18 protein-coding genes are annotated in these 13,964 nt (G+C 67.7%); 15 read left to right on the plus strand and 3 right to left on the minus strand.

What is annotated here, in order from left to right; all coding sequences use genetic code 11:
- The first annotated feature begins 72 nt into the window (after positions 1-72).
- From kdsA to truD, 7 genes are all read left to right on the plus strand, one after another.
- Positions 73-903, plus strand: a complete 831-nt coding sequence (gene kdsA / locus LRM18_RS14095; protein ID WP_053463431.1) for a 3-deoxy-8-phosphooctulonate synthase — start codon at positions 73-75, stop codon at positions 901-903.
- A complete protein-coding gene (locus LRM18_RS14100; RefSeq protein WP_053463430.1) occupies positions 900-1,247 on the plus strand; it encodes a hypothetical protein in 348 nt (115 codons plus the stop codon). The genes kdsA and LRM18_RS14100 overlap by 4 nt, the downstream gene beginning before the upstream one ends.
- A 181-nt stretch (positions 1,248-1,428) precedes the next feature.
- On the plus strand, positions 1,429-2,721 hold the full coding sequence (eno, locus tag LRM18_RS14105) for a phosphopyruvate hydratase (RefSeq protein ID WP_049464694.1): 1,293 nt from the start codon (positions 1,429-1,431) through the stop codon (positions 2,719-2,721).
- 4 nt (positions 2,722-2,725) lie between these two features.
- The gene (gene ftsB / locus LRM18_RS14110; protein ID WP_053506901.1) at positions 2,726-3,079 is read left to right on the plus strand and encodes a cell division protein FtsB; all 354 of its coding nucleotides are present in this window, start codon (positions 2,726-2,728) and stop codon (positions 3,077-3,079) included.
- Positions 3,076-3,774 carry a 2-C-methyl-D-erythritol 4-phosphate cytidylyltransferase gene (gene ispD, locus LRM18_RS14115; RefSeq protein ID WP_049464689.1) on the plus strand — a complete coding sequence of 233 codons (699 nt, stop codon included), beginning with the start codon at positions 3,076-3,078 and terminating at the stop codon, positions 3,772-3,774. The genes ftsB and ispD overlap by 4 nt, the downstream gene beginning before the upstream one ends.
- Before the next feature lie 34 nt (positions 3,775-3,808).
- Complete coding sequence (gene ispF, locus LRM18_RS14120; RefSeq protein WP_049464687.1) at positions 3,809-4,306, plus strand: 2-C-methyl-D-erythritol 2,4-cyclodiphosphate synthase; 498 nt, start codon at positions 3,809-3,811, stop codon at positions 4,304-4,306.
- Positions 4,303-5,334, plus strand: coding sequence for a tRNA pseudouridine(13) synthase TruD (truD, locus tag LRM18_RS14125; protein WP_049464685.1), 1,032 nt, complete (start codon positions 4,303-4,305; stop codon positions 5,332-5,334). Before ispF ends, truD begins: the two co-directional genes overlap by 4 nt.
- Positions 5,335-5,456: 122 nt before the next feature.
- On the opposite strand, the gene LRM18_RS14130 is transcribed toward truD, so the two are convergent.
- Positions 5,457-5,996 (minus strand): Smr/MutS family protein, encoded by a 540-nt coding sequence (locus tag LRM18_RS14130; protein ID WP_049464684.1) that lies wholly within the window; start codon positions 5,994-5,996, stop codon positions 5,457-5,459.
- Between the two features lie 209 nt (positions 5,997-6,205).
- Here LRM18_RS14130 and surE point away from each other — a divergent pair, with 209 nt between their 5' ends.
- From surE to LRM18_RS14155, 5 genes are all read left to right on the plus strand, one after another.
- Complete coding sequence (gene surE / locus LRM18_RS14135; protein ID WP_270954855.1) at positions 6,206-6,985, plus strand: 5'/3'-nucleotidase SurE; 780 nt, start codon at positions 6,206-6,208, stop codon at positions 6,983-6,985.
- Positions 6,982-7,659: a protein-L-isoaspartate(D-aspartate) O-methyltransferase gene (locus LRM18_RS14140; protein WP_270954856.1), complete on the plus strand. Its 678-nt coding sequence runs from the start codon at positions 6,982-6,984 to the stop codon at positions 7,657-7,659. The genes surE and LRM18_RS14140 overlap by 4 nt, the downstream gene beginning before the upstream one ends.
- An 18-nt stretch (positions 7,660-7,677) precedes the next feature.
- Positions 7,678-8,292: a YqaA family protein gene (locus tag LRM18_RS14145; protein WP_014036746.1), complete on the plus strand. Its 615-nt coding sequence runs from the start codon at positions 7,678-7,680 to the stop codon at positions 8,290-8,292.
- A complete protein-coding gene (locus tag LRM18_RS14150) occupies positions 8,289-9,074 on the plus strand; it encodes a peptidoglycan DD-metalloendopeptidase family protein (RefSeq protein ID WP_053507016.1) in 786 nt (261 codons plus the stop codon). The genes LRM18_RS14145 and LRM18_RS14150 overlap by 4 nt, the downstream gene beginning before the upstream one ends.
- 597 nt (positions 9,075-9,671) lie before the next feature.
- Positions 9,672-10,160, plus strand: coding sequence for a hypothetical protein (locus LRM18_RS14155; protein ID WP_154331475.1), 489 nt, complete (start codon positions 9,672-9,674; stop codon positions 10,158-10,160).
- 27 nt (positions 10,161-10,187) lie between these two features.
- Here LRM18_RS14155 and LRM18_RS14160 read toward each other — a convergent pair whose 3' ends face one another.
- Positions 10,188-10,562: an Mth938-like domain-containing protein gene (locus LRM18_RS14160; RefSeq protein WP_014646710.1), complete on the minus strand. Its 375-nt coding sequence runs from the start codon at positions 10,560-10,562 to the stop codon at positions 10,188-10,190.
- A 13-nt stretch (positions 10,563-10,575) separates the two neighbouring features.
- Positions 10,576-10,881, minus strand: a complete 306-nt coding sequence (gene yhbY / locus LRM18_RS14165; RefSeq protein WP_049469012.1) for a ribosome assembly RNA-binding protein YhbY — start codon at positions 10,879-10,881, stop codon at positions 10,576-10,578.
- A 65-nt stretch (positions 10,882-10,946) separates the two neighbouring features.
- On the opposite strand from yhbY, the gene rlmE reads away from it, so the two are divergent.
- From rlmE to LRM18_RS14180, 3 genes are all read left to right on the plus strand, one after another.
- Positions 10,947-11,579, plus strand: a complete 633-nt coding sequence (gene rlmE / locus LRM18_RS14170; RefSeq protein WP_005409014.1) for a 23S rRNA (uridine(2552)-2'-O)-methyltransferase RlmE — start codon at positions 10,947-10,949, stop codon at positions 11,577-11,579.
- 69 nt (positions 11,580-11,648) lie between these two features.
- Positions 11,649-13,583: an ATP-dependent zinc metalloprotease FtsH gene (gene ftsH / locus LRM18_RS14175; RefSeq protein WP_049469014.1), complete on the plus strand. Its 1,935-nt coding sequence runs from the start codon at positions 11,649-11,651 to the stop codon at positions 13,581-13,583.
- 99 nt (positions 13,584-13,682) lie between these two features.
- Positions 13,683-13,868 (plus strand): hypothetical protein, encoded by a 186-nt coding sequence (locus tag LRM18_RS14180; RefSeq protein ID WP_049469015.1) that lies wholly within the window; start codon positions 13,683-13,685, stop codon positions 13,866-13,868.
- Positions 13,869-13,964 lie beyond the last annotated feature (96 nt).

Raw genomic sequence — 13,964 nt, forward strand, 5'->3', positions numbered from 1 at the left:
CGGCCCCCATCCTGCATGCTTAAACCCCCAGCGCACCGGCCCGGCCGGTGCCGCGGACAACAAGGAAACGCCATGAAACTGTGTGGATTCGAGGTCGGGCTGGACCAGCCCCTGTTCCTGATCGCCGGACCCTGCGTGATCGAGTCGATGCAGCTGCAGCTCGATACCGCCGGCAAGCTGAAGGAAATCACCGACAAGCTCGGCGTCAACTTCATCTTCAAGTCCAGCTTCGACAAGGCCAACCGCACCTCGGGCACCGCGTTCCGCGGCCCGGGCATGGAAGAGGGCCTGAAGGTCCTGGGCGAGGTCAGGAAGCAGATCGGCGTGCCGGTGCTGACCGACGTCCACGAATACACCCCGATGGACGAAGTGGCCTCGGTGGTGGATGTGCTGCAGACCCCGGCGTTCCTGGTTCGCCAGACCGACTTCATCCGCAAGGTGTGCTCGGCCGGCAAGCCGGTCAACATCAAGAAGGGCCAGTTCCTGGCGCCGTGGGACATGAAGCCGGTCGTGGAGAAGGCCAAGGCCACCGGCAACGAGCAGATCATGGTCTGCGAGCGCGGTGCCAGCTTCGGATACAACAACCTGGTCAGCGACATGCGCTCGCTGGCGGTGATGCGCGATACCGGTTGCCCGGTGGTGTTCGATGCCACCCATTCGGTGCAGCTGCCGGGCGGGCAGGGCACCAGTTCCGGTGGCCAGCGCGAGCACGTGCCGGTGCTGGCGCGCGCTGCAGTGGCAGTGGGCATCTCCGGCCTGTTCGCCGAGACCCATCCGGATCCGTCCAAGGCCCTGTCCGATGGCCCCAATGCGTGGCCGCTGGACCAGATGGAAGCACTGCTCGAGACCCTGATGGAGCTCGACGCGGTGACCAAGAAGCACGGCTTCTCGCGCTTTGCGTGAGCCGTGACCCGTGGCTGGCGCTGGAAAGCCAGCGTCAGCGCCGGCACTGGAGGCAGTGGCCATGGGGCCTGATCGCGCTGGGCCTGGCCGTGCTGTTCACCGCGGGCATGTTCGGGCTGGTGCTGATCGGCGCCGCGTCCGTGCGCCCGCCGGGTGATGGTGGCAGCGGCTTCAACCTGCGCGCCTGCTTCATCGCGCTGCTGATCGGGGAGTTGGTGGCGGCCGTGGGCTGCATCGCTGCCGCCGGACTGGCGTGGCGCCTGAACCGTGGCAAGGTGGCGGCCGGCCTGGCGATCATCCTGCTCTCGCTGTGGCTCGGCGCCCTGTTCTACGGGCTGCTCTGATGAATGCGACCCTGGCAAGGCGTGATCGGCCCGGGGTCTGATCGCGCCGGCGCTGGCGGCGCGTTGCTGGGCCAGTCTGGCCTGACGGCGCCCGCGCCATTTGGCAAGTGGCGGGCAGCCGGGGATAATCACGCGGCATTCGTTTTGTCGCCCCCTCTCCAGACAGGTAACCGGCCCGACCATGAGTACGATCCGCAGCATCCACGCCCGTGAAATCCTCGACAGCCGTGGCAACCCCACGCTGGAAGCCGAAGTCATCCTGGAGGACGGTTCGTTCGGTCGCGCCGCGGTTCCCTCCGGCGCCTCGACCGGCACCAAGGAAGCGGTCGAGCTGCGTGACGGCGACAAGACCCGTTACCTGGGCAAGGGCGTGCGCAAGGCCGTCGACAACGTCAACACCACGATTGCCGCCGCGCTGAAGGGCTTCGAAGCCACCGACCAGGCCGGCCTCGACCGTCGCCTGATCGATCTGGACGGCACCGAGAACAAGGGTCGGTTGGGCGCCAACGCACTGCTGGGTGTTTCGATGGCCGCTGCGCACGCCGCTGCCGCGTCGAACAAGCAGGCGCTGTGGCAGTACCTGGCGGCCAAGACCGGGGTGGCCCCGTCGCTGCCGGTGCCGATGATGAACATCATCAACGGCGGCGCGCATGCCGACAACAACGTCGACTTCCAGGAGTTCATGGTGCTGCCGGTCGGCTTCACCTCGTTCTCCGAAGCGCTGCGTGCCGGTACCGAAATCTTCCATTCGCTGAAGTCGGTGCTGAAGGGCCACGGCCTGAGCACGGCGGTGGGCGACGAGGGCGGTTTCGCGCCGGACTTCCGCAGCAACGTCGAAGCACTCGACACCATCCTCGAAGCGATCGGCAAGGCCGGCTACACCGCCGGTGAAGACGTGCTGCTGGGCCTGGACGTGGCCTCCAGCGAGTTCTTCGAGAACGGCAAGTACAACCTGGTCGGCGAGAACAAGCGCCTGACCTCCGAGCAGTTCGTCGACTTCCTCGCCGACTGGGCCGCGCAGTACCCGATCATCACGATCGAAGATGGCCTGGCCGAGAATGACTGGGCCGGCTGGAAGCTGCTGACCGACCGCATCGGCAAGAAGGTGCAGCTGGTCGGTGACGACCTGTTCGTGACCAACCCGAAGATCTTCCAGGAAGGCATCGATTCGGGCACCGCCAACGCGATCCTGATCAAGGTCAACCAGATCGGCACGCTCAGCGAAACCCTGGAAGCGATCGCCATGGCCGACCGCGCCGGCTATGCCGCCGTGGTCTCGCACCGCTCGGGCGAAACCGAAGACACCACCATCGCCGACATCGCCGTGGCCACCACCGCCACCCAGATCAAGACCGGTTCGCTGTGCCGCAGCGATCGCGTGGCCAAGTACAACCAGCTGCTGCGCATTGAGGAAGCCCTCGGCGCCGGCGCGCGTTACGCCGGTCGTGACGCGTTCGTTTCGCTGAAGCGCTGAGCCGATGCGCGACTGGCGCTGGATGCTGCTGGTGCTGGCCCTGTTGCTGGGCTGGCTGCAGTACCGCTTCTGGTTCGGTCCGGGCAATTCGGGCGAAGTGATGATGCTCGAAGCCCAGGTCGCCAACCAGGAGCGGGACAACGAGGGCCTGCAGCAGCGCAACGACGCGCTGGCTGCTGAAGTGAAGGACCTCAAGGAAGGCCAGTCCGCCATCGAGGAGCGCGCGCGCAGCGAGCTGGGCATGATCAAGCCCGGCGAGAAGTTCTACCGCGTGGTCGAGGATGCGCCGGTCGCTCCGGCGCAGCCTGCTGCAGGGGCCAACGCGCCGGCGGGCGAACACCCGGCGGATGTGCCATGAGCGCGGCGATCTGGGTGGTGGTTCCGGCCGCAGGCCGCGGCACCCGCTTCGGCGCGCCGCTGCCCAAGCAGTACCTGCAGGCGGGCGGGCAGATCCTGCTTGCCCATACCTTGGACGCCCTGCTGGCGCACCCGGCCGTGGCCGGGGCGATGGTGGTGATCGGCCAGGACGATGCGGACTGGCCCGGCTGGAATGACTGGGCCGGCAAGCCGGTACGGACCTGCATCGGTGGCGCAACCCGTGCCGCCTCGGTGCTGGCCGGGCTGCAGGCGCTGCCGGATTCGGTGCGCGCCGATGAGTTCGTGCTGGTCCATGATGCGGCCCGGCCCAACCTGTCGCTGGCCGACCTTGGCCGCCTGCTTGAAGTCGGTCGTGCCGACCCGGTCGGGGCGATCCTGGCCGCACCGGTGCGCGACACCCTCAAGCGCGCCGGCGACGACGGTGGCATCGATGGCACCGAGCCGCGCGAGCGCCTGTGGCGTGCATTGACGCCGCAGCTGTTCCGCCGCCACCAGCTCAGCCGCGCGCTGTCCGAAGCCGCTGCCGCCGGTGTCGAAGTCACCGACGAGGCCATGGCCATGGAGCGCCAGGGCCAGCGCCCGCTGCTGGTGGAAGGCAGCGAGGACAACTTCAAGGTCACCACTCCGGCCGATCTCGACCGGTTCGAATTCGTACTTTCCCGCCGCGCCGGCTGACCGCCCGCGCGGCCCTGCTGCAAGGGTTGCATCCATGAGCACCGCACCGTTCCCGCCCGTCCGCATCGGCCAGGGCTACGACGTCCATGCCTTCGGTGAGGGCGATCACATCATGCTCGGTGGGGTGAACGTGCCGCACAGCTGCGGCGTGCTCGCGCACAGCGACGGCGACGTGATCCTGCATGCCCTGTGCGACGCGATGCTCGGTGCGCTGGCGCTGGGTGACATCGGCCAGCACTTCCCGCCGAGTGACGACCGCTGGAAGGGGGCCGACAGCAGTGACTTCGTGCGCCACTGCGACGGCCTGCTGCGCGAGCGGGGCTGGCGCGTCGGCAACACCGACATCACCGTGATCTGCGAGCGTCCGAAGGTCGGCCCGCATGCACTGGCCATGCGCGAGCGCATCGGCGGCCTGCTGCAGCTGCCGCTGGATGCGGTCAGCGTCAAGGCCACCACGTCGGAGAAGCTCGGTTTCACCGGCCGTGGCGAAGGCATCGCCGCACAGGCGGTCGTGTTGCTGGTGGCGGCATGATCCCGCTGCCGTTGGCATTTGGTGCGCCGTTGCTGTCGGCTCGCATCCGCACCACGCCGGAGGATTTCCAGGTGGACGAGTTGCCGGCGTTCGAGGCCACCGGCGAAGGCGAGCACCTGCTGCTGCACATCCGCAAGCGCGGTGCCAACACCGTGCATGTGGCCAAGCGGCTGGCCACGTGGGCGGGCCTGCCGGAGATGGCAGTGAGCTATGCCGGCATGAAGGATCGCAACGCGGTCACCACCCAGCGTTTCAGCGTGCACCTGCCCAAGCGCATCGCACCGGACCTGGCCGGTTTGGCCAGCGACGAGATCGAGGTGCTCGACGCGACCTGGCACAACCGCAAGCTGCAGCGCGGCGCCCTGGCCGGCAACCGCTTCAGGCTGGTGCTGCGCGAAGTGCGGGGTGATGCCGCCGCAATCAGCGAACGCCTGCAGCAGATTGCCGAACGCGGCCTGCCGAACTGGTTCGGCGAACAGCGCTTCGGGCGCGATGGCGGCAACGTGCCAGCGGCACTGGCGATGTTCGGTGGTCGCCGCATGCGCAAGGACCAGCGTTCGCTGTTGCTGTCGGCTGCCCGTTCGGCGCTGTTCAACCGCGTGCTCGCCGCACGCGTGGAGCAGGGCAACTGGGATCAGCCGCTGCAGGGTGAAGTGTGGATGCTCGACGGCAGCCGCAGCGTGTTCGGTCCCGAGCCGTACACCGACGTGCTGGCCGAGCGCCTGGCGCGTTTCGACATCCATCCCAGCGCGCCGTTGTGGGGCGAAGGCGAGCTGCGCAGCGCCGATGCCGCACGCGCGCTGGAGCTGGCCGCGCTGGACGACGACGAATCGAAGGCGCTGCGGGCCGGCCTGGAAGAGGCGCGGTTGAAGCAGGAACGGCGCGCGCTGCGCCTGCGCCCGGCATTGCTGCAGCATCAGTGGCTGGCCAGTGATGTACTGGAACTCTCGTTCGCGCTGCCGCCGGGCTGCTACGCCACCGCCGTACTGCACGAACTCGGCCCCGTCGAAGACGCCTCGCAGGCCTGAGCAGGGCGCGCGGTAGAGTCGACTGTCAGTCGACTTGCGCGCGCAGCACGGGGTATTCGCTTGCCGCTGGAAGAGCAGTCGACTGACAGTCGACTCTACCTGGACACACGGCGTCCCCTTTTTCAGCGCCGTGCCAGCAGCACCAGTACCGCGCCGGTCCCGCCTTGGCCGGTCGGCGCCGAATGGAACGCCAGCACGTCGTTGCGCAGCCGCAGCAGGCGGTCAACCAGGTTCTTCAGCACCGGCGCCCCGCCATCTGACTGCAATCCCTTGCCGTGGATGATGCGCACGCAGCCATATTCGTGTGCATGTGCCTCCAGCAGGAACTGGCGCAGCAGGGCTTCGGCCTGCGCGGCGGTGGCACCGTGCAGGTCCAGCTCGTCCTGCACCGAGTACTGGCCGCGCTTGAGGCGCTGGAACAGGCGCGGCGGCAGGTTGTCGCGGCGATAGCTGGCCACGTCGCCAGCTTCCAGCGGAGTACTGTCGCGCAGCAGCCGGGCGAACTCGCCGGCTGCCTCGGCCTCGTCACGTTCGGCCATCCGCGCGCGCGGCTTCGGCCGGGGCGCGGCAGGCGCCGGCTCGGCATCCTTGCGCAGCGGCGTCACTGCGCCGATGGCCGCACGGAACAGCGCGGCGGGATCTTCGTCTTCAGGGTGCGACATGCGCACAGGGTAAACCGCCGGCGCAGGTCTGCCTATGACGGTTCGATGTCGGTCGTGACCGCCGGCAGGGTAGGACCGGCGGCCCGCATGCGGCACAATAGACGATGCCCTTGCAGGGTCGACGGCTTCCGCAGGGGAGCGCGACGGTCCCGCCCACACTGCACGGTGACGGAATCGAATTCTTGGAAAATCAAGCGGTTAAATCGAAGATGCGAATCCTGGTCAGCAATGACGATGGCGTCGACGCCGCAGGCATCCGGATGCTTGCCTCGGTGCTGCGCGAGGCTGGACACGAAGTCACGGTGGTCGCGCCCGACCGCGACCGCTCCGGTGCTAGCAATTCGCTGACCCTGGACCTGCCGATCCGGCTCAAGCGCATCAACCATTACACCGTTTCGGTGGCAGGTACACCGACCGACTGCGTGCATCTGGCGTTGACCGGCCTGCTTGAGTTCGAGCCCGACATTGTCGTGTCCGGCATCAACAATGTCGCCAATCTCGGCGACGACGTGATCTATTCCGGCACCGTCTCGGCTGCGATGGAAGGTCGCTTCCTTGGACTGCCCGCCGTGGCGGTGTCGCTGGTCAGCCGCAACCACGACCCGAAGCACTATGAAACTGCGGCGCGCGCGGCGGTCGAGATCGTCACCCGGCTCAAGGCCGATCCGCTGCCGGCCGACACCATCCTCAATGTCAACGTGCCGGACCTGCCGTGGAGCGAGGTGAAGGGCTTCGAGGTCACCCGTCTCGGCAACCGGCACCGCGCCGAGGGCTGCATCGCGCAGAAGGATCCGCGCGGCAACGAGGTGTACTGGATCGGCCCGGCCGGCCGCGAGCAGGACTCCGGCCCCGGTACCGACTTCCACGCCGTGCGCACCGGCCATATCTCGATCACGCCGATCCAGGTGGACCTGACCCGCTACCAGGCTCTTGAAAAGGTGGCCAGCTGGGTCGGCGGCCTCAGCGCCGCGCTGGACCAGCCGGCATGAGTCCGCGCCTGCGACTGCAGCCGGAGGCCGTGGGTATCGGCATGACCTCGCAGCGCGTGCGTGACCGCCTGGTCGACCGCCTGCGCGAGGCCGGCATCGCCGATGAGTCCACCTTGAATGCGATCCGCGTGGTGCCGCGCCATCTGTTCATTGATGAAGCGCTGGCGTCGCGTGCCTATGAGGACACCGCGCTGCCGATCGGCCACGGGCAGACGATTTCGCAGCCCTGGGTGGTTGCGCGGATGACCGAGGCGGTCCTCCAGGTCGCGCCGAAGCGGGTGCTGGAAGTCGGCACCGGTTCCGGCTACCAGGCCGCCATCCTCGGCGCGCTGGGCCTGGAGGTCTACACCGTGGAACGGATCGGCGACCTGCTGCGCCAGGCGCGCAAGCGCTTCCGTGCGTTGGGCATGAACATCCGCACCAAGCATGACGACGGCCGCGCTGGCTGGGCCGAGCACGGTCCGTTCGATGCCATCGTGGTCACTGCCGCGGCGCCGGCGCTGGTCGACGAACTGGTCGGGCAGCTGGCCGAAGGCGGGCGTCTGGTCGCACCGGTCGGTGGCCCGGGCGGGCAGTCGCTGGTGCAGCTGGACCGCAGATCCGATGGCAGCATCGAACAACGCGTGCTGGCGCCGGTCACGTTCGTGCCGCTGCTGTCTGGCATGCTCGACTAATCCACGGAGCAGGGTTGCATGAAGATTTTCGGGCCGCTGTACGAGCGGGCGATGAAGTGGGCGGCGCACGAACGCGCGCCGACCTACCTGACGGTGTTGAGCTTCTTCGAAGCCATCATCTTCCCGGTGATGCCGGAGGTGATGCTGGCGCCGATGTGCGTGGCCCAGCCCAAGCGGGGCTGGTGGTTCGCCACCCTCAGCCTGGCGGGCTCGATGGTCGGCGCACTGGTCGGCTACGCGCTGGGGCATTACGCCTTCGAGGCGATCAAGCCACTGTTCGAAGCGCTGGGCATGTTGCCTGCGATCGAACAGGGCATTACCACCGTGCAGGCGAAGATGGCCGAATCGCCGTGGGCGGTGTTCACCTTCCTGGTGCTGGGCGGCTTCATGCCGATCCCGATGAAGGTCTTCACGTGGGCATCGGGTATCGTCGGCGTACCGATGCCGCAGTATCTGTTGAGCATGCTGATCGGTCGCGGCAAGCGCGTGTTCGTGCTGGCTGCGGTGATCCGTATCGGTGGTGCGCGTGCCGAAGCGGCATTGCGTCGCTGGATTGAACCGCTGGGCTGGATCGCCACCGCGCTGGTGGTGGTGCTGATCGCCTGGCTTGTATGGAGGTCGAAGTTCGCATGAGTCCTGATCGTCTGAGCAAGGGAGTGCGCATCGGCGCGCTGGCGTTGCTGGTTTCCACCCTGGCCGCCTGCGGCACCGCCACCGTGGTCCGCCCGGGCGGCGGCAGTGCCGGTGGTGCGGTGACCACGCCGAAGACCTCGGTGCCCAAGCCCGGGCAGACCGTGGTGGTGCGCAAGGGCGACACCATCTATGCGCTGGCCCGCATCCATGACATCACGCCGGCCGACCTGATCGCGTGGAACAGCCTGGACAATCCTTCGACCATCTACCCGGGCCAGGTGATCCGCCTGTATCCGCCGGGTGCGGGTGGTGGTCGTGCGCCGACTACGGTGGTCACTGCGCCGCGCCCGGGTGGCAGCAGCGCTGGCAGTACTGCGCCGACCCCGGCACCGGCCGGTCCGGTGAAGAGCAATATCGCCTGGCGCTGGCCGGCCGATGGCGCCATCGTCGGCCGCTACGTTGCCGGCGATGCGACCAAGCAGGGCGTGGACATCGCCGGTACCAGCGGCCAGCCGGTCAAGGCCACCGCCAACGGTGTGGTGGTGTACTCCGGCGCCGGCCTGGTCGGCTACGGCGAGCTGATCATCATCAAGCACAGCGACCAGTGGCTGTCGGCCTATGGCCACAACCGCAAGCGCCTGGTGAACGAAGGGCAGAGCGTGAAGGCAGGCGAGCAGATCGCCGAGATGGGCCGCACCGGCGCGAACCGCGACATGGTCCACTTCGAGATCCGCTACAACGGCAAGCCGGTCGACCCGCAGCAATACCTCCCGGCGCGTTGATCGCGGGTTCGCCATCTGGGCGGATCCCCGGCCCGGCGCAGCGCGCCGGGCGTTCACCGACGGCGCGGCCCATGGGCCGCAAGCGCCGTCAGCTCACCCGCTACAACGGCAAGCCGGTCGACCCGCAGCAATACCTCCCGGCGCGTTGATCGCGGGTTCGCCACTTGGGCGGATCCCCGGCCCGGCGCAGCGCGCCGGGCGTTCACTGACGGCACGGCCCATGGGCCGCAAGCGCCGTCAGCTCACCCGCTACAACGGCAAGCCGGTCGACCCGCAGCAATACCTCCCGACGCGTTGATCGCAGGTTCGCCATCTGGGCGGATCCCCGGCCCGGCGCAGCGCGCCGGGCGTTCACCGACGGCACGGCCCATGGGCCGCAAGCGCCGTCAGCTCACCCGCTACAACGGCAAGCCGGTCGACCCGCAGCAATACCTCCCGGCGCGTTGATCGCCGGATGCACAAGCGCCGGGCCACGCCCGGCGTCCTCGCCTGGTGGCGTCGGGCCGGGCGAGGCGCGCGTTTGAGAGACGTATCTCAACCTTCCCGATGGGCGCGGAACGCGGCATGCTGCTGCGCACCCAGCCAAACCGGTGCCGTATGAGCCGCTTCGCCGTCTTCCTGCCGCTGTTCATCGTCGCGCCGCTGTCCGCCGCCAGCACCGATCCGCGCGAGGTGGTTACCCGCCTGTACGCTGTCGTCCAGGCGCCGGCGTCGGACGACGCGGCCATTGCGCCGCTGCTGGGCGATGCCCTGCGCTCAGCGGTCGAGGCGCAGCGCGCTTACGAGCGGGCATGTACCACACTGGCTGCGCCTGACGAGAAGCCGCACATGCTCGACCAGAGTCCCTACCTGATGGCGCCGGATCGACCGCAGACGGTGAGCGTGGGAATGCCCGGATCCACCGGCAACGCCACGTGGGTACCGGTCGATCTGGCGGTGGGTGACTATCGCTGGACCGACCGGGTCCTGCTGCAGCGGCAGGGCCAGGACTGGCAGGTCATGGAGATCCGCTGGGGGCAGGGCGGCAACCTGATCGGTCGGCTGCAGGCGTTCTCCGCGTTCCGCTGCACGCCTTCGCGCAGCTAGCGCCGGGCGGCACCCGGCGCCTCGAATTCAGCCTTCCAGGATGAAGGCGGCGGCGACCTTGCGGCCTTCGCCGGCCAGGATGTTGAAGGTGCGCGCGGCGGCTGGATTGTTCATCACCTCCAGGCCGATGCCACGCGACAGGCAGGCGGCCATCACCACCGCAGGCGGGAACACCTGACGGTCACCCGTGCCCAGCACGATCAGCGCCGGGTTCAGCGCCAGGATCGGCTCCAGGTCCGCCAGCTGCAGCGCGGCGGCACTTGCCACCGGCCAGTGCGTGACCAGTTGGTCCGGGGTGAGGAAGAAACTGCCACCCAGCACCTGGTCATTCACCTTGGCCGAGCGGCCATCGGCGGCGCGCAGGCTGTAGGCGTAATCCGGCGGTTCGTGGTTCAGCTGCATGACGGTGGGACGATCAGCCGCGCGGCAGCACGATCTGACGCTGTTCCTTGCTCGGGCGGTACAGCACCGCGACGTGGCCGATGCGCTGCACCAGTGCGCTCCCGGTGGCTTCGACGATCTCGCCGATCATCGCGTCACGGGCGTCGCGATCCTCTGCGGCGACCTTTACCTTGACCAGTTCGTGGCGCTCCAGCACTTCGTTCAGCTCCGCGATGAAGGCCGGGGTCACACCCTTGCCGCCGGTCTGCAGCAGGGCCTTCAGGTCGTGGGCTTGGCCGCGCAGGAAACGGGTCTGGGAGGCGGTCAGGGCGATGGACATGCAGGAAAACACGGTTGAATGGGGCGATCAGGGTATCATGAGGACCCCATCAGCCCCTATTTTCAATGGCTACCCGCAGCAAAAGCAGCCAGCGCTGGCTCAAGGAACACTTCTCCGACCCCTTCGTGAAGAAGGCGCAGGCCGAGGGCATGCGCTCGCGCGCCGCCTACAAGCTCGAGGAGCTGCTCGAACGTGACCGCCTGCTGAAGCCGCACATGGTGGTGGTCGACCTTGGCGCGGCCCCCGGTGGCTGGTCTCAGCAGGTTCGGAGACAGATCGGCGACACCGGTCGCGTGCTGGCACTGGACATCCTGGACATGCCGCCGCTGGCCGGCGTGGAGTTCCTTCATGGTGACTTCAGGGAAGAAGCCGTCCTATCACAGTTTGAAGCCATGCTCGGGGACCAGCCGGTAGACCTTGTGCTGTCGGACATGGCCCCCAATAAGAGTGGTGTGGGCGCGGTCGACCAGCCGCGGATGATGCACCTGGCGGAGCTGGCCCTGGATTTTGCCGACAACCACCTCAAGACCGGTGGGGCATTCCTGATCAAGCTGTTCCAGGGTGAGGGCTTTGACGACTACGTGCGCGACATGCGCCGCCGGTACGACAAGGTCTCCATCCGCAAGCCGGAAGCCTCGCGCAAGCGCTCCCCCGAGGTGTATGCCTTGGGTCAGGGAAAACGCGCCCACATGAAGTAAGCTCGCACTGTACGCAAGTTCGACCCCCACGCAACGCCAGCACTGAGAGGAACACCGGAGCCAATGAGGATGAACGACTTGACCAAGAACCTCCTGCTATGGGTGGTCGTCGCCGTCGTGCTGATGGTGGTCTTCCAGAGCTTCTCGCCCAAGACCTCGGGGGCGGGCGCGCAGGGTGCGTCCTACTCGCAGTTCCTGGACCAGGTGGACAGTGGCAACGTGCAGAAGGTCGCCTTCGGCGGCGACATGCGCGGCGGCACCAGCCAGCTGACCTACACCACCCGTGGTGGGCAGTCGTCCACCATCACCGCGCCGTTCGATCGGGACCTGATCAACGTGCTGCGTACCAAGAACGTGGAAATCGTGCAGGAGGAGCCGTCCAGCGGCATTTCCCTCGGCGCGATCCTGATGAATTTCCTGCCGGTCATCCTGATCATCGGCTTCTGGTTGTTCATCATGCGCCAGATGCAGGGCGGCGGTGGCGGTGCCAAGGGCGCGATGTCCTTCGGCAAGTCGCGCGCCAAGCTGCAGGGCGAGGACCAGATCAAGGTCACCTTCGCCGACGTCGCCGGCTGCGACGAGGCCAAGGAAGAAGTGGGCGAGCTGGTCGACTTCCTGCGCGACCCGTCGAAGTTCACCAAGCTGGGCGGCAAGATTCCGCGCGGCGTGCTGATGGTCGGGCCGCCGGGTACCGGCAAGACGCTGCTGGCCAAGGCCATTGCCGGCGAAGCCAAGGTGCCGTTCTTCTCGATCTCCGGTTCGGACTTCGTGGAAATGTTCGTCGGCGTCGGCGCCAGCCGCGTGCGCGACATGTTCGAGCAGGCCAAGAAGCATGCCCCGTGCATCATCTTCATCGACGAAATCGACGCCGTCGGTCGCCATCGTGGCGCCGGCCTGGGCGGTGGCCATGACGAGCGCGAGCAGACCCTGAACCAGCTGCTGGTCGAAATGGACGGTTTCGAGGGCGGTGAAGGCGTGATCGTGATCGCCGCCACCAACCGTCCGGACGTGCTGGACCCGGCGCTGCTGCGCCCGGGCCGTTTCGACCGCCAGGTCGTGGTCGGCCTGCCGGACGTGAAGGGCCGCGAGCACATCCTGAAGGTCCACATGCGCAAGCTGCCGCTGGCCGACGACGTCGAGCCGATGGTGATCGCGCGGGGTACTCCGGGCTTCTCCGGCGCCGACCTGGCCAACCTCTGCAACGAGGCGGCCCTGTTCGCCGCGCGCGGCAACGAGAAGGAAGTCCGCATGGACCACTTCGACCGTGCCCGCGACAAGATCCTGATGGGTGCCGAGCGCCGCTCGATGGCCATGAGCGAGGACGAGAAGACCCTCACCGCGTACCACGAAGCGGGTCACGCCATCGTCGGCCGCCTGGTCCCCGAGCACGATCCGGTCTACAAGGTCACCATCATTCCGCGCGGCCGTGCGCTGGGCGTGACGATGTACCTGCCGGAAGGCGACAAGTACTCGATGAACCGCGTGGCGATCCAGTCGCAGCTGTGCTCCCTGTACGGCGGCCGTGTCGCCGAAGAGCTGATCTTCGGCGAGGACAAGGTCACCACCGGTGCCTCCAACGACATCGAGCGCGCCACCAAGATGGCTCGCAACATGGTCACCAAGTGGGGCCTGTCGGAGCAGCTCGGCCCGATCGCCTATGGCGAAGAGGATGACGAGGTGTTCCTGGGCCGTTCGGTCACCCAGCACAAGAGCGTGTCCAACGACACGGCGCGCCGGATCGACGAGGAAGTGCGCAACATCCTCGACAAGGCCTATGCCCGCACCACCCAGCTGCTGACCGAGAACATCGACAAGCTGCATGCGATGTCGCAGCTGCTGCTGCAGTACGAGACCATCGACGCGCCGCAGATCGACGCCATCATGGAAGGCCGCGATCCGCCGCCGCCGGCGGGCTGGAGCAAGTCGAACAAGGACGGTGGCAACGACAAGGGCGGCGACGCCCGCCCGCTGCCGCCGATCGCAGGCCCGGCCGAATCGCATTGACGGCCCGCTGCACGTAACACCAGACGAGGCCGGGGCAACCCGGCCTTGTCGTTTCCGGGCCTTCGGCCCGTCCCGAACCGAACTGATGCTGGAGCCTGCATGTCCGCCCCGAAGCCCGAACCGATTTCCCACACCGCCGAAATGATCATCGCCACCGTGGTCGGCGTGGGCGTAGGGCTGGGCGCCGACAACCTGCTGCTGGGCTGCGTGGTGGGCATCGCCGTCGGCGTCGTGCTGAGCATCGCCAGGACCCTGTACGTGGATCGCAGGCGCCGGCGGCGTTGACGGCGCCGCGGCAGGGCGCGTTCCCGTCAGCACCGTTGCGCGGTGGGCGGTGACTCCCGCCGCGTGCGCATGATCTCCGCTGCGCAGCACGACCGC

Source organism: Stenotrophomonas sp. PI_27, assembly GCF_027854495.1.
Taxonomy (GTDB): domain Bacteria; phylum Pseudomonadota; class Gammaproteobacteria; order Xanthomonadales; family Xanthomonadaceae; genus Stenotrophomonas; species Stenotrophomonas pavanii.